Genomic DNA, 22561 nt, shown 5'->3' with positions numbered 1-22561 from the left:
CGATTTTACAATCCCAAACGCCGACATTCATATCTGGGAAACATAAGTCCAATGCAGTTTGAATTGAACGCCGCCTAAATGGAGAAGGTGCTCTCCAGTTTTAGGGGACGGGTCCAATTGATAATGCAGCAGGATTATTGGAATGATGATTTGAGGGTCTGGGGAACCCAAATTATTGAGTATACATCGAAAGCTGACTCAGTAGGGATCAGTAATCCTGCAAAGGCCACTGCTGTTAGGCTTAATATTCACATGCACCAACAATTATATTATGACACTCCAGCAAAACTCGTGGATACAGATGAGGATTGGGAGGACTAACTCTCCAGCTTCTTTTTAATTTCAGGAGGGACTTCACCAAATATATTGTCTGCATGTAACTTAGATGCTTGCAGTAGATAAGGGTCTTCTTCTATTGATGAGAGCCATTCTGTCCACGTCTTCATCTTTTTGTCTGAATTTGCTCGATGGTAGCTGTATTTACTCAACAAAGACAGGTCTTTAGGCCTGACTTCATTTTGGCCTATGCGTTCCCAGAATAATTGAGAGCTTTGTTGAAAGCGTTTGGCTAACGCGCGAAAAGCGGTTTCTCTAAGTCGCTCGGGCGATATTTTTTTCAGTTCATATTCGATCTGATTTCGGTCTTTTGCTTCCGTGGCAATTCTAAACTTCTTAGAGGCCGCCCTCAATTCATTAACCTTCATGAGTTTTAGTAGGTGTTCTTTATCTATGACTTTGTTAGAACGTCCCTTTTTTAAAACTCTAATTTTATCTGAGGAGAATTCCCAAATCCCTACGCCTTGAGGGGCTATTTCTGTAATTTTTCTTAAGTGTTTAGATGCTGAGACAATGATAACTTTATCAAAAAACTTTAGGTATTTATCAACCTGACCATCGAGCCTAGTGAGAGTGTCGCCTGAACTCTTGATTTCAAAAGCGATAAGTTGGCCATCTGAGAGCACTGCCAGATCAACTCTGCGGGAATACCTATCAATCGTGAACTCGTTGAAAATAGTAGACTCGGAATCAACAGCACCTTCACTGAGTAAATGATTAAGAACTTCTGCTTTGATCTCAGGTTCTCGGGCTTTTGTTAGGGGCTTTGGCATTGTTGACCTGCATTCGTATGATTTGATTCGTTAGATATACTACAAAAGAAACGGATGTTGGGCCAATAAGAAGTGGGTTTTCTCTTTTGTAATGACAAGAGTTATTCGTCGTAAATTCATCACACTGCAAGGCCGGGAGAGGATGGGAAACGGTGTAAAAGGTCGGAAACCTGCGGGAAACAAAAACGGGTCGAAGTGGCGCCCGTTTTTTAAAAATCGTGCGAAATAGGTAAGGTCAAAACCTTACTTCCCCACCCCCGCATCATAGCCCATACAAGCCAGATAACAGACCAGATCAACGGCCTTTTTGCCGCTTTCCATCTTCAGCCATGTCTGGCGGCCGATGCCGATGGCGGCTGCGGCTTGCACTTGGTCAAAACCATGTTTTTCGCGCCAAGTTTTGAGGTCGGCAGCGCTCCAGTCGGAGATATCGGGGCGGACTTTAGGGGCGAGTTTGGTCATCGCGTTTGCTTTCAATAATAAAGGAATTAGAATTTCAGGAGCTTCACGGTGCCGGTGATGCCAAGGGCCGTTTTGGCGTCCTGAATTTTGTTATTGAGCTCATTGAGCTTCATTTTCGTCTTGTTGACGTCATCTGCGTTGTCCGCACCGTCAAATTCTTGAGCGTGCAACAGGTGGTCGATTTTGGACTTGGCACGACCGCGTTCCACAAGGGCTTTCACCAGATCACGTTGAGCCTCCACAAAAGGCACTTCTTCGATATTAAAGCCCGCATCGTGCATCTTCACAAGGTTGGCCAGCTTTTCTGAAAAGCCATAAACGACTTTATCAAGGCGATAGCCGTGGGTTTCCAGCTTGCAGCGATATTTCAGCTCCTTGATTTCAAGGCGATAATCGCTTTGCGGCTTGGGCGTCAGTTTGAATGTCTGCATTTAGGGAACCTGTCGGTCAAATTGCCATCTATTATATGGCAATAAAAAAGACCTAGCCGATCCGCTAAGTCTTGGAAAATGGTGCCCGGGGGCGGACTTGAACCACCGACACGCGGATTTTCAAGGCAACTTGCAGATGGTTCTATGTTGTTGAAAACAATAGAAATATTTGATTTCACTGCTTTTATTTCTCCCAAAGAAGTAAAAATGCTTATCTTCGATTAAGTAATTGATTAAATTATGGTATTGCAATATCGACATGCGATTTTTCTGTGGGGGAAAATTGGGAGAAAAATGGCATGTGTTTTGGATGATGAAATTTCTAAAAGGCAGAGTTTCTGCCAAGGGGTAATGGATGCCAAGATTCGGCGGAGAACCGTGGGTAAATGAAAGCGGGGAAATTACTATTTACCAAGAAAAGAACAAGAAAGAGGTGGCAGCATTTTACTACCGCTTGACCATTCGCGGTCAAAAAAATCGACCTTCTCGTTCCTTAGCATCTGAATTTCGGTATTCTCCTGCCCACTATGCGGTTTTAAAGCGCCAGTATCCTATCACTGATCCGTGCGATCCACCAGAGGGTGTTATTGAACTGGCGAGAAGGGTTTTGTCTCGTGCCAAAGATGAAGTCGGTAAAGGGTCAGGTACGCTTGAGACACGAAAAAGACCCACATTACAGCAAGCGGCAGACCAATATCTGGATAAGGTCGAAAATGATATTGAATTGGGTTTGGTACCACCATCGAAGTATCGACGACATTTAAGTTTTATTCGAAACTACGTGAAACACTATGAGCCGTTTCGGTATATGCCGATTGATGAAATCGACAGTTACCTGATGGTTGATTGGCAGTTGTGGCATGACCGTTTCTGGATTGATGGGCCGGGAAGCGAGTGGGATGCACAGGAGGTGGAGGTGAAAGGAAAGGTCCAACTCCGTACCATTAGTGATGAACAGCGAAAGCCGCCCAGTAAAAGCACCAAAACCCAAGCAAAATCTATTATGAATAGCATCTTCAAATGGGCGGCAAAATCTCCACGGAAATGGGTAAGCGGACCACCCAGGTGGGACGCTTACGCCAATGAAGAACTGACATCGGCAAGAAAACCGACGGGTATGTTTTCCGATACTGAGTGGGCAGACTTTGTGGCTAAATCACAAGTATATATTGAAGGTGAGCCAAGGGAGAAACCCAAGCAACGCGAAGATTACCATCGGCGAACGTTATGTTATTTCTTTGCACAGTTTATGCGCTGTTATGGTTTGAGGGTGGCAGAATGCTACAAACTGGATGCTTCCGACCTCCATATCAATACAGACGAGCATGGCGATTACTATGAAGTCGCTTTGGATAGCGTGAAGCATAAAATTGCCAACGTGCACCAACGTGTCATTGGTCCAGCATATGGGTGCCGAGAATTGTCAAATACTCTGATCCAATCTCTTCCTCGATTTTATGAAGAGTGTTACGGAATTAAATTTGACCGTAATTGCCCTTTGTGGATGCAGGAAGATGGAAGCAAGGTCCAATCGTTCTTCAATGTTTTTAGCACGATTTTGAAGAATACAGAGTATGGCTATGACGCAAATGGCAACACCCGAAACTTGGGTTCAATCAGGCATGCGACATTCACATCTGAGATTATGCATAGTCCGTATTCTGCAAAAATCATCGCCGCATGGGGTGGAACATCTGAGGCCATGTTGCACAAGGTGTATTCGAAAGCGTTCCGTTATCGTGAATTCAAGGAAAGCCGTAGACCTGCATTTTAGGTTGCAATCAAAGTGCTTTTGTTACTGAATGGTATAAATGATTAACGCTAACTTTAGCGGTTGAAGGTACAATTTATGCACAAGTTAAGTCAGAATCAGTTTGAGAGATTAGATCGTATTGCGCCTATACGTCATAAAAGGCGATTAAAGGAACTTGAAAAACGTCGTCAAAGAAGAGGGGGGGCTGGAAATAAGTTGCACGAAATAGCGTGTCGCTACCGTGTTACTATCCGTCCGTCTTATAATGTTTCTGGTAAACAATCAGCGCAGGAATTGGACCTTCCTGAGCATATTAACTTGGCCGCTGACAGAAATGATTTAATCGCGTTTGTCGAGGCATTGCGTGATGTCATGTATGAGACGCACTATAAAGTAACTCTCAATTTTCATAATGTTAAAACCGTAGGCGGTGCAGGTTTGTTATATCTTGCATCGGAAATCTATCGAATGACAACATTTAAGCCAAATCGCATTAATGGCAATTATCCACTTGAAAAAGATGTCTTAGCATTAATGCAAGACCTTGGCTTTTTTCGCATGCTTGGCGTTCAAGAACTATTGCCGTCATTGAACCATGATGATGAGCGTTTCAGACTCATGGGGTTCAAAACTGGTACGCGTCTTCTGCAAAGTCAAATTGGGGAATTACAAGATAAAATTATTGATGGTGTTGAGGGTATTAGCGAAGAATTAACTGAAACAGTTTATTCTGTAATGGTAGAGGCGATGCAAAATGTCTTGGATCATGCATATACTGACGTGAATGGTAAGCGTAGACAGTTTCCCCATTTGCGTATGTATGGAAGATGGTGGGTCGGTGCATATTTAAACAGAGAGAGTAAAAAATTACTTTTTATGATGTGTGATCATGGTGCCGGAATTCCTGCAACAGTTCCGGAAACAGCCGAAACAGTTGGAGGTTTAAAATTTCTTTTGCAGAAGGCGGGAATTGTTAAACCGTCCGATGCAAACTATATAAAGATCGCGACTCAGTATGGACAAAGCCAAACTGGATTGAGTAATAGAGGAAAAGGGCTTGCAAAAATGCGTACTTTTGCTGGTTTATTTCCAACTGGTGAATTGAGAATTATAAGTGGCCGTGGTGAATATCGTTTTTTTAACGATGTAGACGGAGAGAAAGAAGAAACATCTGACCATTCAAAAGCCATTGAAGGAACGATTGTTTTATGGTCCCTGAACTATGGGGCTGAAAGTGGAAATGCTGATGACTACGATTAATATTTGTAAAGATTTTTCCAATGAACCGGGTGGACGATATAAAAAACACGGTGCAGGAAGCGGTGAAGCATTTTTTGATACACTTGTGCAAGCCTTCGCAACTGGTGAAGACGTTGTCATTGAGTTAGACGGGGTACGTGGGTACGGTGCTTCATTTTTAGAAGAATCCTTCGGAGGTATAGTCCGAAAAGGAATTGTTTCAATTGGCGATGTTAAAAAACGATTGAAATTAGTTACGGCAAAGAAATATTTAGAAGAAGAAATTTGGACTTATATTGATGAAGGCCACCAGATTTTTCAAAACGAGAATAACAATTGACCAGCGATGTGTATTGGGAAACCGCAGGTATCGCGGCTGGCGTATCAATAGTAATAAATATTGGTGGCTGGTGGATTAATCATCATCTTGCAATGAACCGTCAAAAACGGTCAGAAGCAAAAGACAAAATGACAAGAACCATTGATGCAATTCGTTTGTTTCGAGATAAGTCTTGTGAGTATTGGGCTAAAAACGGGTCTTCTCCTGAATGCATCCTTATAGAAGGGGAAATGCACAGTTTAGCCGATGATTTTTTAACCGAGTTAGATGCACTTAAACGACAATTTAAGTGCTTTGAATTTGTTTCAGGCATCCGTTTAAAACAAGCGGCAACAGGCTATGATTTTGCTGATCCTAATAGGATCGCATCCAATCCTCGGTGCAATGATATTCGCGCAAAATCTCAATCTATAGTGACATCTATTGAAGAAGCATTTTCTCGATCTTTTCATTAATAATTACATAGTATTAACAATCTTCTTTTTGGCTTCCGTGTTACCCTCAATATAAAGGGCTGTCATTTGCAATGATTTGTGCCCAGCCAATTCTTGTACATCACGGATGGACCCTCCAACATTTCCAATTCGTTGAGCCGCACGGGTAATAAATGTGCGTCGACCAGAATGTGAACTGCAACCAATATAGCCAAGTTTTGAATATTGGCGACGGAACCAATGGGCAACCGTATTCGCCGACATGGGACCGCCACGTTCAGATTGGATGACAAAATCTTTTGGGAACGGTTTGCATTGGTCGGCCAGGGCGACCAATGCGGATCGTAAATCCCGATTTAACGGGACCGTGCGTCCTGATGATTTCTTGGCGATACGGTCTTCCAGTGCGATCACGTCCCCCACCTGTGCATTGGCATCCATCACCATACTCCAACGCAGGTTTGCGCACTCACACGCTCTTAAACCTGCCTTTATACTGAGAAGAAACAGAACGCGATTTCGTTCAGGGTATCTTGTCATTTTAAATGACATCAATGCCGTATCAATCTGCGTCTTCGTTAACACCTTTGCCTGTTTTCCAGCCATTACATTCACCATAAAATCATGTGGTTCCATAATATTGTGATGAATTATAACGACCTTGGTGAAGACGGCCTACCCACACCCGTTGTTTTCCAACGGGTTGTGGCCGTCTCGACACAGAATTGGAATTATATGTCGAGTTAACTCCCTCATGGGACAAGTGGATTGCCCCGCTGAATAAATAGCATTTGTTGAAACTGATTTGAGGTCTTCAAATGCTATATGAAAAACAAAACCGCGCTAAAGCGGAGGTTCGTGATTGGATTGCGGGTCTGGATTGGGGGCAGACGATTGTGTTGACCTTGACCTTTCCACCATCCATAGCGGCAACACGTGAGGGTGTTGAGGAACAAGCAGCATACTTCTGGAACGTGGTTGATAAACGTATCTTCGGCAATCGCGCGACCTATCCCAAGAAAGCCCAACGATGTAATCGTCTGAATGTGATTGAACCCGGCCGGTATCGGGATAATTACCACTGCCATTCATTGGTGGAGGTACCGATGTCTTCATCTGCTAAGCCCAAATACCAGACGGTTGACGATATGATTGATTTGCTTGAGAGCGTCTGGAAAAAGAAAATGTCCTTCAACTTGGACAAAGTGCAATGTTCGATGGATGTTGAAGAAGTCGGTGATTTCGATTACTGGAACCGCTACATCACCAAGACTATCACCGACAAGAATACTGATGCTATCTGCCATCGTACAACGTGGCTGGAAGGTTTGGTGGCGTAACCTTCGCAATATGACAATACGGGCGGCCAGCGTTCGATAAACAGGTATCCTGAGCGTGATCTAACAATCTCGCGTTTCGAACCAACCGTTCGTTAGAAAGCCTGAAAATAGACCAAAATTATTTTTGGTCTAAATGGTATAATATTGTCTTATTTCTAAAACGTCACATACCCATCATCATCCGCAAATTCACTGGTGCTGCAATTCCTGACCAGTTTATAGATACTTGGAGTATCAAGGTTGATAGTCGTTATGGAACCAGAGGTGCGAATAGATGGCTTTTCCAAAGCACCCCATCCTCTGTCCGTCCAAACAACAGGTGTCATCACACGGATCACTTCTTCACAAGAATTCAATGAAGGAAGTCCTTTGAGTACGACGGTACCGTAACATTCACACAGCACCAGCCATTCATTATTATTCAGTTTTTCAAAGGTAATCTCACTTGGCGCATCCATGATCGTATGATCGCCTTGGTCGAGTTCCAGCCACGCATTTTTGGGTTCACTATTTGCACGTATCTTGGTTGATCCCAAAATACGCACAGGCACCACCCAGACTTTATTGCAATCAAATATTTCGGTTTTTCCTGTCATAAGAGTGGCGTTTTCAAGTTCCATTAACCTCATGCTATGCCCTCCAATTTATTCATCACCCGTGTCTGGATATTGAGCCAAATGAGGCGTTGCATATCCTCAAGAACCGCTTGATGTGCGGCATTTTCCACCTTGCCCTTTTGTTCATGGAGTTTGAAATACAGAACGACCAGCGCGTCTGTGGATGCTTGCATTTCTTTTGACCAGATAGATCGTAAATACGATCCGCATCTCCCTGTCCAGTTGGACAAGGTGTCGATATTGGTGATGACGTTTGTACCACGCAAAACGTCATAGACCTGTTCAGTTACGCAGTGCATTGCGATTCCTTTGATAAAAATTCAACTGTTAAATATTTATCCATGAAGGACATACGAAAGTTTCCACGGAAACATTGGCGCTGAAAGATTAGCGATAAATAGAAGGATCACTTCAAGTTCAGAACTTGAAGAATCACATTCATCTGCATTGGAGATACATATGCTATACATGAAGAACGCACCAGAAGGGCATGAACACCACGAGGATGTTTTGCGCCGCCTACACAAACAAATGCGCAAGGATGCAATGCCCGTCATTCGTACCAAAGAACAAGCCCTACGATTTGTGAAACAGATGTACCTGTCTGGTCATGCTGTTCATGTCACAGATACGATGGGGTATCTTGTGGATCGTGATTACATAGAAGACAGTTTAACCATGTGGGGTGCTTGTCATTTGATTGTTTGGAAAAAACGTCAGCGGCCGACAGGCCACGTTCGTCAACAAAGTTGACCGAACATACCGTTCAAATATTGGCCGCGTATGCGATGATAGATACCCTTCATATAACAATATGGAGGGTGTCTTTATGGAACTGAAACTGAGTGATAAACGTAAGCCGTTACGAGCCGAGACACGCCGACCGAAACCGCGCGACGTGGTGATCGGTGGCATCGACAATCAATTGGGGTTAATCGCCGATCCAGCGTATAAAGTTTCCAGATACAGATACGTCGATGATGGCGAAGGTAATAAGGTCAAGCGCATGGTTGCTGCTAAACCACGTCAGTGGTGGTTTAGAGACGAATCAGGGCAATACTTCTTGGAACTTCGTTACGGCAGTAGTTACATACTCGCATTGGATGACAACAAACCCAGCATCCTGTGTGGCGATAGTTTGGATGATGTGGTGGACGTGCTGAACCATGTCCGTAAGATGGTGGAACGCGGCGACCTTGATGATCGCATTCTTGCCCTAAAAGAAAAGGCAAAGCGGCGGGATCGGTCATAAGAATATTTTTGTTAGAAAATTCTAACGAATTGAAAATGGCGTTGACAAGTAATCGACAGGTTTATGCTTTGGGGGAAAATTGGGAGAAAAAATAAAACGATGGGAGAAAATTTCTCAACCATCACCTAACTTCTTGAACTTTATCAGGAAAATGGTGCCCGGGGGCGGACTTGAACCACCGACACGCGGATTTTCAATCCGCTGCTCTACCGACTGAGCTACCCGGGCTTACCGTATGTTTCGCAGCGTCGGCTCTGTGCTGCGTGGGAGGGGTTATAGAGCAGGGTTGCGCTTCTGTCTAGTGTCTTTTTCAAAAAAAATGCATCCATGTGACAGAAAAAAAACTTAACGCCGCCAGCTTAGGTGACATCCTCCTCATCAAAGTTATTTTCTTCTTCTGATTCAATGCAGTAGCCCTCATTTAACCATTGCCCCAAATCCACATCGGCGCAGCGTTTTGAACAAAACGGACGGTATTTGACATCGCTTGGCTTATTGCAATTCGGACAAAGTCCTGTTTTCGTCAGCGGTAAGGATTCCACTCTTTTTTCATCAGTCATTTTTCTACTCTTCAATTTTGTAACTCAACGGCGCCAAACGATCATCTTGTATATAGTCAATGCGATAGCCAAGACGTTGTTCCAACCAATCCAGACTGTCTTTCAGCACCGGTTCCCGCCATAGTCTAAACAGGCGCGCACCCATTAAAATACGTTTACGCCCCCGTAGATAAGCCAACTGTCGCACCAGAGCAAGCGCCGGACTTAAAGGGTCGTTGTAGAGCTCATCCAAGCCATAACCGTTACGCGCCCGCGACACTTCCACCAAGCCCAAACGTGTAAACCCATGTAACTGGCAGCGTTTATCCTGCGCAAAAACGGTTTTACAGGCTTCAAGCAAACGATTGCGGGCCTTTATTGATTTCAGGCGTACAAAATCTATAAAGATCTGACCGCTCAGATTACGCAATTCCATTTGCTGCTTTATCGCATCCAGCGCCATCAGATTGAGCTGCAATCGATTGCCGTCATCGTCATACTGATCTGTACGCGTGCCCATATTCACATCAATCGCGATCAGGGCTTTTGTGCGTTCAATCACAATACTCCCGCCCCCAACCAAAGGAACCTCTGTCGCAAGCGCCTGTTCGATCTGTTCTTCAATGCCAAGGCGTTCAAATAACGCTTGGCTATCGCTATAAAGCTGTGCGTCTGCGTTGAAGTGTTTCAGTGCACGAAAGGCTTCCATACCTTCGACGAGGATTTCATCGAAAGGGAGGGAGGCATAACGTTGCCAGACCTGTTCAATAAAGTCGGTCGGAGCATAAAGCAACACGGGATGTTTGGCGCGCAATTGCAGCATATCTTGCCAAGCGTGTTGCAACTGTTTTGCCTGCGCTAAAACCTGCTCCGGCGTTAAAGCCTGCGCACTGGTACGCACAATCAGACCAAAATCCGGCCCCAGTCCGTCACGCAAAGTTTCCTGCATCTGGTGGCGTTGATCGGCGTCTGTAAATTTACGTGATACATTAATACCGGGATGGAGCGGGGTTAAAATGCAATCTGGAGCGTTGAGCTCAATCTTCGCACTCAGCAATGCGCCCTTATCTTCGCTGGGTTCTTTTTTGACTTGAACGCACAGATATTGCCCGTTTTGAACCGCCTTGGCGATATCGTCACACCCTAGAGACTTGGCAGGCAGGAAGCCGTTTTCTTTGCCGCCAAAATCAACAAAAGCCGCTTGCAGGCTGGGAACAACATTGACCACACGCCCCCAATAGATATTGCCGGCCTGAACAGGCGTATGTTGGCTGAGGCCCTTGCGTTCAATATGCAGGGAGACGAGATCGTCACCCTTGAGGATTGCAATGCGGGTTTCTGCGGGGATTTGATCGATGGCCAACCTGTACATCGTCTTATCCTTTCACAGAACGATAGCCCAATCCATTTAAGATATTGTTGGTTTCATATAAAGATAAACCGACAACGTTGGTATAGGAACCGATGATTTTTTCAACAAAAGCCCCGCCACGCCCTTGGATGGCATAGGCACCGGCCTTGCCTTCCCATTCACCACTGGCGATATAATCGTCAATTTCCTCGACACTCAGCCGTTTAAATTTAACGGCTGTGTCAATCAGGCGCGTATGGAGCGTTCCCTTTGTATCGACAATGCACAGCCCCCCATAAACATGGTGGCGCCGCCCGGATAAAAGGGAGAGATAACGCCGCGCGTCATCTGCATCGGCAGCTTTGGGCAAACTGCGTCGCCCGACCCCGACAACGGTATCAGCCCCCACCACAAGGCTTCCCTCGTGGTGTGCAGAAACCGCCTGCGCTTTTCCCACGGCAAGGCGTAAGGCAAGCTGGCGGGGCAACTCGTTTTTTAACGGAGTTTCGTCAATATGGGCAGGTTCCACCTGATCGGCTGTAATGCCGATTTGAGCCAGAAGATCAACCCGACGGGGCGAGGCGGAAGCCAAGACAAGACGCAATGTCTAAAACCCGAAATCTTATTTGAAACGGAAGGTAATGCGGCCTTTGGTCAGATCGTAAGGTGTCATTTCAACAGTCACCTTGTCACCTGCCAGAACGCGGATGCGGTTCTTGCGCATTTTACCGGAAGTATGTGCCAAAATTTCGTGGTCGTTTTCCAGCTTTACACGAAACATAGCATTAGGGAGAAGTTCTGTCACAACGCCCTGAAATTCAATCATGTCCTCTTTGGCCACGGATATATCCTTTTAAATTATACTAGCTAGTTGGTGGGGAAAATGCTCAGGAATCCGCTTCAGGTCAAGACTTTTTTATCAAACCGGGAGGGTTGAGTTATCAGACGTGTTTGAATTCACACAAATTTAGCCCGCACAACAGTGTTGCGGCCCGCATCTTTTGCCGCATAAAGCGCATGATCAACCCGTTTCATCACCTGCTGTGAATCTTCGTTTATACCTTGCTCCGCCACGCCAAAACTTGCAGTAACCGTTATATTTTCACTATCTGCGCGCACTGTCGAGGCCGCGATTGCCCGGCGCAAATCTTCTGCAATCCCAGCAGCGCGTTCCAGACTGCAATCGGGCAACAGAATGAGGAATTCCTCCCCGCCCCAGCGAAAAATACTGTCGGAGTCGCGAAGGCGCTCCTTTAAAGTCGAGGCAATTGCCACAATGACTTTATCGCCTGCCCAATGTCCATAGGTGTCGTTAATGGTCTTAAAATGGTCAATATCCATCATCACCAACGAGACAGGATGATTTTGCCGTTTGGATGTGCGTTCCACCTGATCGAAAACGGCGTCAAACATATGTCGGTTGGAAACGTTCGTCAGCTTGTCATTCATCGCCATATCTTCCAGTCGCCTCTGGTAGCGCGAGATGGTCATATGCGCAAGACTGATTACAATGATACAAATGACCAGACTGACGGCCAGATTACGGATAAGATTATTGGTAATTTCGCCTTCAACGGTTTTTTCTTCCTGTTCAACCAGTAAATACCATTGAAATTCAGGGACCAGCCGTGCGTTCAGATGAACCGTTTTACCATCGCGTTCATAACTATACGTTCCACTGGGCACCGCCAGAATTTGCGTGGCAATCTTTTCCAGCCCCGGCGTATTGCGAATGGATCCGCCGCGATATTGCTCGGACGCCATCATAACCTGACCTTGGCGATCAACAAAGAGAACCCGGCGACCATAACGTTCCTGATAGATACGGATCAGTTCCTGAACTTTATTGACACTCAAGCCCACACCGGTTGCCCCGATGTAATTACCCGCATAATCAAAAACACGATAATTGATGAAAATCGTCATTTTGCCCGGGTTTGCGGTATCCGCATCAACGTTGACCTCGTATTCCTCCCCGCTATCGCGGAAATGATAATACCATTTATCAATATTATCCTCGGGGCTAAGTGTCTTGATCACACCTGTCGGGTGATAATAACGTTTGGTCTTTTCAGAAACAAAAAAGGCGGTAACGGCTTTATATTGTCGTTGAATTTCCGCAAGGTATCGCACCAAACGATGCGGTTCTTCTTCCCCCTGAATGGTCCAGTCACGCACAAATGTATCTTGCGCCATCAAAGATGAAATGAAAATCGGCTTCAGGAGGTCATTCTGGATTTCAGAATAAATATTGTCACTGGTCAGCGGCAGTGCCGTTTCGGAAATCTGTTTGGACAGCGAATTATGAGCGGCAAAATAACTGGTCAGGCTTGTCACCATAAAGCCGAACACCATAAGGACGGCCAAAATCAGGATAAAGCGTAGTTTATTTTCTTTCATCAGTCCGCTCAAAAAAATGAATCCTGCTGCGTGTTATATCAAGATGACCTAATGATGTATAGAAAACAAAGGAAGTCAGATAAAAACACAATTTTTTCATGCATTAAACATTAAACATCCACCATACCGTGACGGGGGAAAGCGCGTTTGATCTGCATCATTAATTGGTCGCGTACAGCACGATATGCCTCAAGACGTTGTTCGCGACTGCCGGTTTCCAGACTGGGATCAAACGTATTCCAAAAGGTGACATCGCAATCCATATAGGCCGCCATTTCCAATGCATGGTGATGGGCTTCGGGCGATAAAGTTATAATACGGTCATAAAAACTGTCTTCAAGCTGATCAAATGTCTTTGGTTTATGTTTGGACATATCGATACCGATCTCGTCCATGACTTCCATGACAAAACCGTCCAGTTCCTGTCCCAGTCGAACACCACAGGAATCGACATAAATCTGTCGGCCATGCAGCAATTTCATAATCCCTTCCGCCATAGGGGAGCGAATGGCATTCATCGTGCAACAGAATAAAATGGCGGAAGGCAGTTCACTCACCCCTTATCCTCACTGGCGAATATGGAGAACACAGACAAGGGTAAAAAGGCGACGGGCCGTATCGTGGTCCACATGGACCTTTTCTTCCAGCCGGTCGCGCAAAATGGTTGATCCTTCGTTATGCAAGCCGCGCCGCCCCATATCAATGGCTTCGATCTGGGCAGGAGACGCCGTTTTAATGGCTTTGAAATAGCTATCACACACCAGAAAGTAATCTTTGACGATTTTACGTACCGGCATCAAGGGGACTTTGATTTGCATAAAATAGTCCGTTTTGCCTTCCTTGGCGACATCCAACACAAGACGTTTTCCGTCTTCAATCGACAATTTCACATCATAAGGACCGATTTCATCACCAACCGGGGCAAAATAGTTTTCCTCGAGCAAATCGAATACGGCAACTTTGCGTTCATGCTCCACTTCCGGTTTCAGGCGGATACCATCCAATTCTTCGATTTGAATATTGGCGATTTTTTGTAAATGATGCACCTTTGTCCGTCCCCCTCAAAGACTTCTTTGTGTTAGAAAGGGTATAAAAGCATAAAGGTGGGCATTGCACAATCCGTCATATGCATCTCAATTGAAACGCGCTGACGCTTCATATTTTTAGGCCGCTTCCAATTGAACAATGAAATCGGGACGTTCTTCTTTAAGATACTGTGCGAAGTCTCGATCTTCTTTTGCTGTATGTTCACGCAGCCAACTGGCGAGCGCATCAAAGAAATCCAGACTAATGTCATCTCCGTCAAAATGTTGTTGTGCAATCTGGTTTAATTTTGCCATGATTTCGTTATGGGCTGCACAGTGGGATTCGACCTGAGAATACTGCGCCTGACGCATTTCGCTTTCTTCTTCACGCAGATGTTCTTCAAACGAAATCAGGATACGGTTTAAAGAGGCATCCACTTCTTGCGCCGTAATACCATCCAGCATACGGGCATGGTAATAGTTAATTTCCTGAAAAAATGTTTTATGATGATCATCTATCACTTTGATATCACATGAAAAATCATCACACCATGCAAGGAATTGCTTATTTTCGTTGCTGGCACGAATATTTTCAAGAAACTTGCCGACTTCTGCACGCAGGAATTCTGCCTGTTTTGACAATTCCTGAGACGATAGCGCAATTTCCTGTGCGGCCAAACCTGTCTCGCCAGAGGCTTGTTCCACCATTGTAATATTGTTCGCAACCATTTGCGTTCCCTGTGCGGCTTGTTCCACACTGCGGGCAATTTCAGCCGTTGCGGCAACCTGTTCTTCAATTGTACTGGCAACTGAATTGCTCAGTTTATCAGCTTCCCCAATGCATTGGCTGATGTTTTCCATTTCCCGTGCCGCGCGTTGCGTGACCAGATTGACTTGGCGGATTTGGTTAACGATCTCTTCTGTGGCATCAGCGGTTTGTTGTGCAAGCAATTTCACTTCGCTGGCAACAACGGCAAAACCTTTGCCGGCTTCACCTGCGCGGGCCGATTCAATGGTGGCATTTAGCGCCAGCATATTGGTTTGGTCTGCGATTTGGCTGATAAGTTCTGCAAAGCTGGTAATGCGCCGGACTTCATCCACCATTGAAATGACCGTTTCATGGGTTTCCTGTGCTTTAGAGGCCGCATCCGCTGTTACGCGGGCCGAGTTCTGCATATTGCGTCCAATTTCGCTATTTGCACTTGCCAGTTCTTCTGAGGCAGAAGCCACAGTCTGTACATTTGCGGAAGCCTCTTCCGTCGCAGCAGAAACGTTGGTCGCTTGCTCGCTGGTCTGTTTGGCTGTGTGCGCCATTTGTCCGGCAGAGGCCTGAAGCTGAGTGGCGGCAGAGGTCACAGCCTCAACAACCTTGCCAACACTGCTTTCAAAAATATCAGCCATCTGGATCATGGCAACGCGGCGTTGGGCTTCGGCTTTTAGCTTATCTTCCTGTTGGCGCTTTTCCATACGCTTGACTTCGGCCATTGCCTCTTTGAAATGTTCTACAGAAGATGCCATATCACCCAATTCATCACGGTTTTCGGTATAAGGAACGTGAACATTCAGATCATTATTTGCCAAAGCATGCATCACTTTGGTGATGGCCTGAACAGGTTTGGCAAGTGTACCGCCCAACCACCATGCCATCCCCAACCCCAGTACAAACGACGACAGGCCGACAATAATCAGTTCGCGTTCGCCCAGTTCAATATTAGCCAATGTTTCCGCCGAAATTCGACTTTCATCTTCGGCGGCTAAAATCTGTAGCTTTTCCGCATCTTCAACAAGTTCACGGGCGAACCCTTTCATTTCACCATCAACAAGATGATGAATTTCCGAAGTTTCTTCGATAACCTGATTCAAAGTCTGTTCATAACTGGTCGCCAATTGATCAATATGATCTGCCAATTCAAGATCTTGAGCATTGCGGGCAACAGCACGTAATTCTTTAACGGATTGATGAAGCCGTAAAAATTCTTCTCTCACCTTGTCCTCAACCGTCACATCTTTATTGCCAATCAACTGATTGGAATAAAGCCGTGCCATGAGCGTATGCTTAATCGCATTTTCGATATGTGTGCGAATTTCATTTGTATCATTGCGGACAACCTCTTGAAGAATACCGTCAAGTTCCATCGACATTTGCAAACCTTTGGGCATCATGTCGTTACGAACCAGATTGCGGTATTCCTCATCCAGTTTTTTGACAGAGGCAAAGTCGCTCATATATTTTTGAGCATCTTCCAACATTTCTTTAAGCAAGGCTTGGCGTTCCGGGTCTTGATTTTCAGACAGTGCACGCTTTAAATCATCAACGAGAACCGTGCCGATTTTCTCAACTTGCGCACCTTCTTCTTTATTTCCCGTAACGGCATATTCACGGGCATGGGTTCGAAGTTTGAGAAAACGCGCTTCAATATGGCTGGCTTTGGAAGCCCCCTCTACAATATGGGCATATTCCACCACTTCGTGTGCGACCATCATAAATTGTTTATAAGCCAGCCCCGATGTTACAATCATAAGGACGAGAACAACCATAAAGCTCAAGACAAGCTTGGTCCGTAAGCGCATATGAGACAACATTTTCCACTCCCTAGAACCGATCTCAATTGAATCTGTATATAGGGATGGTTTAATGCATGTAAAGGTTTAATAAACTAAGTCAAAGCTGAATTGATCTTGTCTGCTTCAAACTTTTTTTATCTTTCCACATTCAAGCGGATCGCAACAGATAGACCGTGTGCGTCCAATCCCTCCTGCTTTGCCAATGTCACTGCTGCCGGGCCGATTTTATTCAGACTGGATGCATCACATTGGATCAGGCTATTGCGTTTCATAAAATTAAGCACACCGAGGCCGGAAGAAAAACGTGCGCTGCGTGCTGTCGGCAAGACGTGATTGGGACCGGCGACATAATCACCAATGGCTTCGGGGGTATAACGCCCCATAAACACCGCACCGGCATTGCGGATTTTACGTTCCAGTGCGTCCGGGTTATCAATGGCAAGCTCCAGATGTTCCGGTGCAATCCGGTCGCACAAGGCAACCGCTTCATCCCAGTTTTGAACCACGATCAACGCACCGTGTTCTTCCCAGCTTTCACTTGCAATATCGGCGCGCGGCAGGGTTTCAAGATGCGTTTCAATGGCATCTTCAACCGCACGGGCATAATTCCCATCATCCGTAATCAAAATGGATTGGGCCGCCGTGTCGTGTTCGGCCTGTGATAACAAATCAGCCGCCATCCATGCCGGATCGTTTTTATTATCAGCAATCACCAAAATCTCACTCGGTCCGGCAATCATATCAATGCCAACCGTACCAAAGACCTGACGTTTGGCCGCCGCAACAAAGGCATTACCCGGTCCAACGATAATATCAACCGGTTTGATGGTTTCGGTCCCATAAGCCAACGCACCAACAGCCTGCGCACCACCGATGCGGTAAATCTCATCCACACCGGACAAACGGGCCGCCGCCATCACCAACGGGTTCACAATCCCGTCCGGTGTCGGCACAACCATAACCAGACGGTCCACCCCGGCAACCTTGGCTGGAATGGCATTCATCAAAACGGAAGACGGATAAGCCGCTGTACCACCCGGCACATACAACCCCGCCGCCTGAACCGGTTTCCAGCGATATCCAAGACGCACACCGGCTTCATCGGTATAATCCAGATCTTCGGGTAATTGTTTGGCGTGGAAGGCCTTGATCCGATCGGATGCCACCTTCAATGCAGCCAGTGCATCTTGCGGCACCTTGGCAATTTCGCGGTCCATTTCTTCGGCACCGATCGCCAAATCATCAACCGAAATATTCATCCGGTCAAATTTATTGGTATATTCAACGACCGCTTCGTCACCGCGTTTTTTTACATCGGCAAGAATGCCTTCAACGATCTTGTTCACATCGGGTGCTTCTTCGCGCTTGGCAGACAGAAGAGCGGTGAATTGAGCTTCAAAATCAGCTTGTGTGGTTTCAAGACGAAACGTCATTGACGGCCTCGCGGAATTTTTCAATCAGGTCGGTGATCTCTTCAGATCGGGTTTTCAGGGCTGTTCGGTTGACAGCCAAACGCGATGTAATTTCGCAAATCTGTTCAACTTCGACCAGCCCATTGGCTTTCAAGGTCGATCCGGTCGAAACCAAATCAACAATGCGCGAACACAGCCCCATATTGGGTGCCAGTTCCATTGCACCATTTAGCTTGATACATTCCGCCTGAACACCCCTTTGCGCAAAATATTTGCTGGTGATGTTGGGATATTTGGTGGCGACACGCACATGCGACCAACGGCTGGGATCATCATCATCGGACAAATCCTTGGGTTCCGCCACACAAATACGGCAATAGCCGATCCCTAAATCCAGTGGGGCATAAATTTCAGGATAATCAAATTCCAGCAAAACATCCCCGCCACAGACACCGATTTGTGCCGCCCCAAATGCCACAAATGTTGCGACATCAAAGCTACGCACACGTACAATCTCGATATGCGAATGATTAGTCGCAAATTTCAGGGCGCGTGATTTGGAATCAAAAAAGGCAGCTTCCGGCTCAATCCCGCATTTTTGCACCAAGGGCATAACTTCATCAAGAATACGCCCCTTTGGCAGGGCAATAACCAGTTTTTCTTGTTCAGACATGGCTTTCAATTTCCAAATTATTCGGCGGGAGCGCCTTTTTCACGTTCAATGATCGCACCACAAGCCGACAGCTTTTGTTCAAGGGCTTCATAACCACGATCCAGATGATAGACCCGGTTCACGGTTGTTTCCCCTTCAGCCGCCAAACCCGCCAGCACCAAAGACATGGACGCCCTCAAATCGGTTGCCATAACCGGCGCACCGGAAAGCTTTTTGACACCGCGCACAATGGCAGATCGCCCATGCACATTGATATTAGCCCCCATTCGATTGAGCTCAGGCACATGCATAAAACGATTTTCAAAAATAGACTCGGTGATCATGGATGCCCCGTCAGACACGGCCATCATCACCATAAACTGTGCTTGCATATCGGTGGGGAAAGCCGGAAAAGGTTCCGTCATCACATCCACACCCCGGATCGGACCATCGCACCAGACACGTACGCCACCATCGACTTCTTCGAAATTCACACCGCATTTTTTCATCACTTCAGCAACGGATTCAATCAAATCCATACGCGTTCCCAGCAAGGTTAAATCCCCACCTGTGACGGCGGCCGCCACGGCATAAGACCCGGTTTCAATCCGGTCCGGCAGAACGGAATATTTCGCACCGTGCAGTTTATCAACGCCTTGAACGCGTAAGGTATCGCTTCCAATCCCTTGAATTTGCGCCCCCATTGCGACAAGGCAACGGGCAAGGTCGGTAATTTCCGGCTCACGCGCACAGTTGGACAGGACAGTTTCGCCCTTTGCCAAGGTTGCCGCCATCAAAAGGTTTTCGGTTGCGCCAACGGACACCATCGGGAAAGTAATATGCGCCCCATGCAAGCCATCCGGCGCATGTGCGACAATATAACCTTCTTTCAGTTCAATCACCGCGCCCATCTGTTCCAGGGCCCCCAGATGCACATCAACCGGGCGTGTTCCAATGGCACAGCCCCCCGGCAAAGAGACTTTGCCCTTGCCATAACGGGCCAGTAAAGGACCAAGAACCAGTACAGAAGCCCGCATCTTGCGCACAACTTCGTACGGTGCAACGGTTTTACCGACATCATGGGCGGTCAGTTCAAACACACGACCGACATGTCCGCCATTGGGGGCGTGTCCGTTCATACCGACTTCGACACCAAGTTCCGCCAACAGGTGCGTCATGGTCGTAATATCGACCAGATGCGGCAGATTTGACAGCGTCAGCGTTTCTTCACTCAATAAAGAAGCTGCCATCAGGGGAAGGGCTGCGTTTTTCGCGCCGCCGATTTGAATGGACCCTCGCAAACGTTGACCGCCGCGAATGTGAATTCTGTCCATGAGATATCCTTAAAGTTTAGGCAGGGTCACACCGCGTTGACCCATATATTTTCCAGCACGATCCGCATAGGAGGTTTCGCACACTTCATCGGCTTTCAAAAAGATGAATTGGCAAGCCCCTTCATTGGCATAAATCTTGGCTGGTAACGGAGTTGTATTTGAAAATTCCAGCGTCACATGGCCTTCCCATTCCGGTTCCAGCGGCGTGACGTTGACGATAATGCCGCAACGGGCATATGTGGATTTGCCCAGACAAATGACCAAAGTATCGCGCGGGATACGAAAATATTCCACCGTATGACCCAGTGCGAAACTGTTTGGCGGGATGATGACATAATCCTGATCGCGGGTGACAAAGCAATCATCATCGAAAGATTTGGGATCAACCGTTGCCGAATCAACATTGCTGAAGATTTTGAAATCGCTGGCGACACGGGCATCGTAGCCGTATGAAGACAGCCCGTAAGAAATAACGCCATCGCGATTTAAGCCATCCACAAACGGTTCAATCATACCGTCTTTAAGCGCGCGTTCACGTATCCACTTGTCGGGCAGTACAGCCATGGCAGGAATTCTCCAAAAAAATAACGAAAAAATACTGCCTGTTCTTATAGGAAAGAGCCGGGAGTCTCAAGCGCATAAATAAAAGAATCCCTTCTCAAGGGGAATAGACCGCCCTGACGACAAAAAAACAACCCGATCACAAGCTGATTTTCAGCTCTCGTGCGTTTTCGTTTGCTCGACTTGCGTGCGCGCCCGGCTTTGACTTTTTCGACGACGCAGATTCGCCCGCAAAGCCTCGGCAAGGCGTTCCTGCTTCTTCTGTTTTTCGTCCTGTTTCGGGGGCGTTATGTTTCGGTTATCTTCGCTCATAAGCGAATTGGTGCCTGATCCATAGGAACAGGTCAAGCAAAAGTACATTTTTGTTAAAAAAGAACTTGAACGGATCGAACGCCTATGCGATAAGCCCGCCCACGCAAGACGTATATTGCTGATGTAGCTCAGTGGTAGAGCACTCCCTTGGTAAGGGAGAGGTCGGTAGTTCAATCCTACTCATCAGCACCATGTTAAACCCTTGGGAAACCAAGGGTTTTTCTTTTTGAGTTGGCAGCATACCTATTTAACTGAACTCTTAAGAATCACATTTGGGTGAGCCGGGCAATCAGGAACGCAATGTTTTTGCGGCGTCTCTCGCCGACATATTGTTGAAGACGTTCTCTTTCGCCCTCGGTCATATCCATACATTCTGTAAAGAGTGCCGACAAAAAGGCCTTTGCCTGTTGCTCGGTAAATTGAAGAGTGCCGGCACCATCTTCCGGGTTATGGGCGGAGCCTTCCATCACATTGATAAACCAGTTCATACGTTGATCAAAATGGTCAAAGGCTTGTGCAATTGCGCCTAATGTCTCCAATCGGCAACGCACAACTTCAGGATGGTTATAGAAGCTGTCCCACGAAAAATTGCTGCCATGATCACGAATTTCGCTGCGCATTAATTCAGACATTTGATCATGGTTTTTTTCGTAAACTTCCCGCCCTATGATCGAGGACAGCATATGAAAATAATTCGCCAGTTGTCTTTCTGAAAAACGCCGGTGCCTTTTATCAAACAGACGTTCCAACGGTTGAACCATAATCCGGCCATAGGCATTGGTTCTGGGCGGCACCAATAGGTCCAGTTTAGACTTACTCATGCAGCGTTCATGCACAGAATGACAAAAGGCCTCTACCTGTGAATTTTCAACCGTCAACGCCTGCTCAATCTCATCAAGATCATCGGGGGTTATCTCACCTGTTGCCAATTTCTCTTTCACAGCAGAAACAACAATATGGACGGTCATATCGAATGTATTTTTACAGGGAAGTTTTTCCATACTACCCTTTCCCGGCAAAAAGTTCGATATCACTGGAACTGACAACCCCGATATATTCCCCTTTATCGCTGAGAATAGCCACATGACGAATATGTTGTTCTGCCATATGGCTTGCGACAGCCTTTAATTTATCACCGCGTTTACAGGTGATGACGCTATGTCGCACCATCATATGAATTGGTTTTTCAAAAGCTTCCAACGCATTCATCGCAATATGGCGGATAATGTCACGTTCCGATATCAAGCCGATAATCTGATCGTCTGCATCATGTAAAAAAACCACACCGACCTGATGATCTGCCATATAATCAATAAGTTGAAGTAACGTTGCCGTCATCGGAATTTTCAGAAGACCATCATGTTCGGGGTTTTCTGATTGTTTAAAATTAATCACATCCTCGACGGTTGCGTAGTTTTCAAAAAAAAGCATTG

Annotated in this window: 28 protein-coding genes, 2 tRNA genes and 2 pseudogenes; 9 read left to right on the top strand and 23 right to left on the bottom strand. The window is 46.3% G+C overall.

The features are described from left to right. Positions 1–78: 78 nt before the first annotated feature. Positions 79–321, top strand: a complete 243-nt coding sequence (locus tag IEW74_RS17620; protein ID WP_188664393.1) for a beta family protein — start codon at positions 79–81, stop codon at positions 319–321. Here IEW74_RS17620 and IEW74_RS10110 read toward each other — a convergent pair. The 3 genes from IEW74_RS10110 to IEW74_RS10100 form a co-directional block, all read right to left on the bottom strand. Then, positions 318–1109 (bottom strand): sce7726 family protein, encoded by a 792-nt coding sequence (locus tag IEW74_RS10110; RefSeq protein ID WP_188664391.1) that lies wholly within the window; start codon positions 1107–1109, stop codon positions 318–320. The two genes, IEW74_RS17620 and IEW74_RS10110, sit on opposite strands and share 4 nt — an antisense overlap. A gap of 243 nt (positions 1110–1352) precedes the next feature. Further along, positions 1353–1571, bottom strand: coding sequence for a helix-turn-helix domain-containing protein (locus tag IEW74_RS10105; protein WP_188664389.1), 219 nt, complete (start codon positions 1569–1571; stop codon positions 1353–1355). Between the two features lie 26 nt (positions 1572–1597). Next, the gene (locus IEW74_RS10100) at positions 1598–2002 is read right to left on the bottom strand and encodes a hypothetical protein (RefSeq protein WP_188664387.1); all 405 of its coding nucleotides are present in this window, start codon (positions 2000–2002) and stop codon (positions 1598–1600) included. A 355-nt stretch (positions 2003–2357) separates the two neighbouring features. On the opposite strand from IEW74_RS10100, the gene IEW74_RS10095 reads away from it, so the two are divergent. From IEW74_RS10095 to IEW74_RS10080, 4 genes are all read left to right on the top strand, one after another. After that, positions 2358–3776: a hypothetical protein gene (locus IEW74_RS10095; RefSeq protein ID WP_188664385.1), complete on the top strand. Its 1419-nt coding sequence runs from the start codon at positions 2358–2360 to the stop codon at positions 3774–3776. Between the two features lie 75 nt (positions 3777–3851). Then, positions 3852–5015, top strand: coding sequence for a hypothetical protein (locus tag IEW74_RS10090; protein WP_188664383.1), 1164 nt, complete (start codon positions 3852–3854; stop codon positions 5013–5015). Then, positions 5002–5334 (top strand): STAS-like domain-containing protein, encoded by a 333-nt coding sequence (locus tag IEW74_RS10085; RefSeq protein ID WP_188664381.1) that lies wholly within the window; start codon positions 5002–5004, stop codon positions 5332–5334. Before IEW74_RS10090 ends, IEW74_RS10085 begins: the two co-directional genes overlap by 14 nt. After that, positions 5331–5789, top strand: a complete 459-nt coding sequence (locus tag IEW74_RS10080; RefSeq protein ID WP_188664379.1) for a hypothetical protein — start codon at positions 5331–5333, stop codon at positions 5787–5789. Before IEW74_RS10085 ends, IEW74_RS10080 begins: the two co-directional genes overlap by 4 nt. A 3-nt stretch (positions 5790–5792) precedes the next feature. Here the strand turns inward: IEW74_RS10080 and IEW74_RS10075 are convergent, their stop codons facing one another. Beyond that, positions 5793–6374 (bottom strand): tyrosine-type recombinase/integrase, encoded by a 582-nt coding sequence (locus IEW74_RS10075; protein ID WP_188664377.1) that lies wholly within the window; start codon positions 6372–6374, stop codon positions 5793–5795. 212 nt (positions 6375–6586) lie between these two features. On the opposite strand from IEW74_RS10075, the gene IEW74_RS10070 reads away from it, so the two are divergent. After that, positions 6587–7108 carry a hypothetical protein gene (locus IEW74_RS10070; protein ID WP_188664375.1) on the top strand — a complete coding sequence of 174 codons (522 nt, stop codon included), beginning with the start codon at positions 6587–6589 and terminating at the stop codon, positions 7106–7108. Positions 7109–7263: 155 nt separating this feature from the next. Here the strand turns inward: IEW74_RS10070 and IEW74_RS10065 are convergent, their stop codons facing one another. After that, positions 7264–7737: a hypothetical protein gene (locus IEW74_RS10065; RefSeq protein ID WP_188664373.1), complete on the bottom strand. Its 474-nt coding sequence runs from the start codon at positions 7735–7737 to the stop codon at positions 7264–7266. Continuing rightward, positions 7734–8024: a DUF6626 family protein gene (locus tag IEW74_RS10060; protein ID WP_188664371.1), complete on the bottom strand. Its 291-nt coding sequence runs from the start codon at positions 8022–8024 to the stop codon at positions 7734–7736. The genes IEW74_RS10065 and IEW74_RS10060 overlap by 4 nt, the downstream gene beginning before the upstream one ends. A gap of 160 nt (positions 8025–8184) precedes the next feature. Here IEW74_RS10060 and IEW74_RS10055 point away from each other — a divergent pair, with 160 nt between their 5' ends. Together IEW74_RS10055 and IEW74_RS10050 are read left to right on the top strand one after the other, a co-directional pair. After that, entirely contained in the window at positions 8185–8478 is a 294-nt protein-coding gene (locus tag IEW74_RS10055; RefSeq protein ID WP_188664369.1) for a hypothetical protein, read from the top strand. Positions 8479–8539: 61 nt separating this feature from the next. Continuing rightward, positions 8540–8977, top strand: a complete 438-nt coding sequence (locus IEW74_RS10050) for a DUF6641 family protein (RefSeq protein ID WP_308419099.1) — start codon at positions 8540–8542, stop codon at positions 8975–8977. 152 nt (positions 8978–9129) lie between these two features. On the opposite strand, the gene IEW74_RS10045 is transcribed toward IEW74_RS10050, so the two are convergent. From IEW74_RS10045 to IEW74_RS09980, 15 genes and pseudogenes are all read right to left on the bottom strand, one after another. Then, positions 9130–9205, bottom strand: a tRNA-Phe gene (locus IEW74_RS10045). 131 nt (positions 9206–9336) lie between these two features. Further along, positions 9337–9537: a DNA gyrase inhibitor YacG gene (locus IEW74_RS10040; RefSeq protein WP_188664365.1), complete on the bottom strand. Its 201-nt coding sequence runs from the start codon at positions 9535–9537 to the stop codon at positions 9337–9339. A 4-nt stretch (positions 9538–9541) separates the two neighbouring features. Further along, positions 9542–10888 (bottom strand): ribonuclease E/G, encoded by a 1347-nt coding sequence (locus IEW74_RS10035; protein ID WP_188664363.1) that lies wholly within the window; start codon positions 10886–10888, stop codon positions 9542–9544. Positions 10889–10892: 4 nt separating this feature from the next. Continuing rightward, the gene (locus tag IEW74_RS10030; RefSeq protein WP_188664361.1) at positions 10893–11471 is read right to left on the bottom strand and encodes a Maf family protein; all 579 of its coding nucleotides are present in this window, start codon (positions 11469–11471) and stop codon (positions 10893–10895) included. Positions 11472–11489: 18 nt separating this feature from the next. Next, positions 11490–11708 (bottom strand): translation initiation factor IF-1, encoded by a 219-nt coding sequence (gene infA, locus IEW74_RS10025; protein ID WP_135079527.1) that lies wholly within the window; start codon positions 11706–11708, stop codon positions 11490–11492. A 116-nt stretch (positions 11709–11824) separates the two neighbouring features. Next, positions 11825–13279, bottom strand: coding sequence for a sensor domain-containing diguanylate cyclase (locus tag IEW74_RS10020; protein ID WP_229734305.1), 1455 nt, complete (start codon positions 13277–13279; stop codon positions 11825–11827). A gap of 98 nt (positions 13280–13377) precedes the next feature. Further along, a complete protein-coding gene (locus IEW74_RS10015) occupies positions 13378–13824 on the bottom strand; it encodes an arsenate-mycothiol transferase ArsC (protein WP_188664359.1) in 447 nt (148 codons plus the stop codon). A gap of 9 nt (positions 13825–13833) precedes the next feature. Beyond that, positions 13834–14313, bottom strand: a complete 480-nt coding sequence (locus IEW74_RS10010) for a UPF0262 family protein (RefSeq protein WP_188664357.1) — start codon at positions 14311–14313, stop codon at positions 13834–13836. Positions 14314–14430: 117 nt separating this feature from the next. Next, positions 14431–14835, bottom strand: a pseudogene (locus tag IEW74_RS17615) (bacteriohemerythrin); the annotation flags it as partial. A 207-nt stretch (positions 14836–15042) separates the two neighbouring features. Beyond that, positions 15043–15939: pseudogene (locus tag IEW74_RS17610) on the bottom strand (methyl-accepting chemotaxis protein); the annotation flags it as partial. A gap of 1052 nt (positions 15940–16991) precedes the next feature. Then, entirely contained in the window at positions 16992–18290 is a 1299-nt protein-coding gene (hisD, locus tag IEW74_RS10000; protein ID WP_188664353.1) for a histidinol dehydrogenase, read from the bottom strand. Further along, the gene (gene hisG, locus IEW74_RS09995; protein WP_188664351.1) at positions 18274–18942 is read right to left on the bottom strand and encodes an ATP phosphoribosyltransferase; all 669 of its coding nucleotides are present in this window, start codon (positions 18940–18942) and stop codon (positions 18274–18276) included. The genes hisD and hisG overlap by 17 nt, the downstream gene beginning before the upstream one ends. A gap of 17 nt (positions 18943–18959) precedes the next feature. Next, on the bottom strand, positions 18960–20255 hold the full coding sequence (murA, locus tag IEW74_RS09990) for a UDP-N-acetylglucosamine 1-carboxyvinyltransferase (RefSeq protein WP_188664349.1): 1296 nt from the start codon (positions 20253–20255) through the stop codon (positions 18960–18962). A 9-nt stretch (positions 20256–20264) separates the two neighbouring features. Further along, a complete protein-coding gene (gene dcd, locus IEW74_RS09985; RefSeq protein WP_188664347.1) occupies positions 20265–20819 on the bottom strand; it encodes a dCTP deaminase in 555 nt (184 codons plus the stop codon). A 150-nt stretch (positions 20820–20969) separates the two neighbouring features. Further along, on the bottom strand, positions 20970–21128 hold the full coding sequence (locus IEW74_RS09980) for a hypothetical protein (protein WP_188664345.1): 159 nt from the start codon (positions 21126–21128) through the stop codon (positions 20970–20972). Between the two features lie 117 nt (positions 21129–21245). On the opposite strand from IEW74_RS09980, the gene IEW74_RS09975 reads away from it, so the two are divergent. Beyond that, a tRNA-Thr gene (locus IEW74_RS09975) sits at positions 21246–21320 on the top strand. A 74-nt stretch (positions 21321–21394) separates the two neighbouring features. On the opposite strand, the gene IEW74_RS09970 is transcribed toward IEW74_RS09975, so the two are convergent. Both IEW74_RS09970 and IEW74_RS09965 read right to left on the bottom strand, forming a co-directional pair. Further along, the gene (locus IEW74_RS09970; RefSeq protein ID WP_188664343.1) at positions 21395–22129 is read right to left on the bottom strand and encodes a hypothetical protein; all 735 of its coding nucleotides are present in this window, start codon (positions 22127–22129) and stop codon (positions 21395–21397) included. 1 nt (position 22130) lies between these two features. Further along, complete coding sequence (locus tag IEW74_RS09965) at positions 22131–22559, bottom strand: CBS domain-containing protein (RefSeq protein ID WP_188664341.1); 429 nt, start codon at positions 22557–22559, stop codon at positions 22131–22133. Positions 22560–22561 lie beyond the last annotated feature (2 nt).

This window comes from Terasakiella brassicae (genome assembly GCF_014641495.1).
GTDB classification, from domain to species: Bacteria; Pseudomonadota; Alphaproteobacteria; order Rhodospirillales; family Terasakiellaceae; genus Terasakiella; species Terasakiella brassicae.
The sequence above is the reverse complement of the archived record's forward strand: the minus strand, read 5'-3'. Positions and strand labels throughout refer to the sequence as shown.

Excerpts from the sequence above, each read along its gene's own strand:
- IEW74_RS10060 (WP_188664371.1), bottom strand. The coding sequence starts at position 8,024 with ATGCACTGCGTAACTGAACAGGTCTATGACGTTTTGCGTGGTACAAAC.
- IEW74_RS09980 (WP_188664345.1), bottom strand. The coding sequence starts at position 21,128 with ATGAGCGAAGATAACCGAAACATAACGCCCCCGAAACAGGACGAAAAA.
- IEW74_RS09970 (WP_188664343.1), bottom strand. The coding sequence starts at position 22,129 with ATGGAAAAACTTCCCTGTAAAAATACATTCGATATGACCGTCCATATT.
- IEW74_RS10090 (WP_188664383.1), top strand. The coding sequence starts at position 3,852 with ATGCACAAGTTAAGTCAGAATCAGTTTGAGAGATTAGATCGTATTGCG.
- IEW74_RS10040 (WP_188664365.1), bottom strand. The coding sequence starts at position 9,537 with ATGACTGATGAAAAAAGAGTGGAATCCTTACCGCTGACGAAAACAGGA.
- hisD (WP_188664353.1), bottom strand. The coding sequence starts at position 18,290 with ATGACGTTTCGTCTTGAAACCACACAAGCTGATTTTGAAGCTCAATTC.
- IEW74_RS10050 (WP_308419099.1), top strand. The coding sequence starts at position 8,540 with ATGGAGGGTGTCTTTATGGAACTGAAACTGAGTGATAAACGTAAGCCG.
- IEW74_RS10035 (WP_188664363.1), bottom strand. The coding sequence starts at position 10,888 with ATGTACAGGTTGGCCATCGATCAAATCCCCGCAGAAACCCGCATTGCA.
- IEW74_RS10110 (WP_188664391.1), bottom strand. The coding sequence starts at position 1,109 with ATGCCAAAGCCCCTAACAAAAGCCCGAGAACCTGAGATCAAAGCAGAA.
- IEW74_RS10070 (WP_188664375.1), top strand. The coding sequence starts at position 6,587 with ATGCTATATGAAAAACAAAACCGCGCTAAAGCGGAGGTTCGTGATTGG.
- IEW74_RS10065 (WP_188664373.1), bottom strand. The coding sequence starts at position 7,737 with ATGAGGTTAATGGAACTTGAAAACGCCACTCTTATGACAGGAAAAACC.
- IEW74_RS17620 (WP_188664393.1), top strand. The coding sequence starts at position 79 with ATGGAGAAGGTGCTCTCCAGTTTTAGGGGACGGGTCCAATTGATAATG.
- IEW74_RS09965 (WP_188664341.1), bottom strand. The coding sequence starts at position 22,559 with ATGCTTTTTTTTGAAAACTACGCAACCGTCGAGGATGTGATTAATTTT.
- IEW74_RS10085 (WP_188664381.1), top strand. The coding sequence starts at position 5,002 with ATGACTACGATTAATATTTGTAAAGATTTTTCCAATGAACCGGGTGGA.
- hisG (WP_188664351.1), bottom strand. The coding sequence starts at position 18,942 with ATGTCTGAACAAGAAAAACTGGTTATTGCCCTGCCAAAGGGGCGTATT.
- IEW74_RS10075 (WP_188664377.1), bottom strand. The coding sequence starts at position 6,374 with ATGGCTGGAAAACAGGCAAAGGTGTTAACGAAGACGCAGATTGATACG.
- IEW74_RS10095 (WP_188664385.1), top strand. The coding sequence starts at position 2,358 with ATGCCAAGATTCGGCGGAGAACCGTGGGTAAATGAAAGCGGGGAAATT.
- dcd (WP_188664347.1), bottom strand. The coding sequence starts at position 20,819 with ATGGCTGTACTGCCCGACAAGTGGATACGTGAACGCGCGCTTAAAGAC.
- IEW74_RS10055 (WP_188664369.1), top strand. The coding sequence starts at position 8,185 with ATGCTATACATGAAGAACGCACCAGAAGGGCATGAACACCACGAGGAT.
- IEW74_RS10100 (WP_188664387.1), bottom strand. The coding sequence starts at position 2,002 with ATGCAGACATTCAAACTGACGCCCAAGCCGCAAAGCGATTATCGCCTT.
- murA (WP_188664349.1), bottom strand. The coding sequence starts at position 20,255 with ATGGACAGAATTCACATTCGCGGCGGTCAACGTTTGCGAGGGTCCATT.
- IEW74_RS10105 (WP_188664389.1), bottom strand. The coding sequence starts at position 1,571 with ATGACCAAACTCGCCCCTAAAGTCCGCCCCGATATCTCCGACTGGAGC.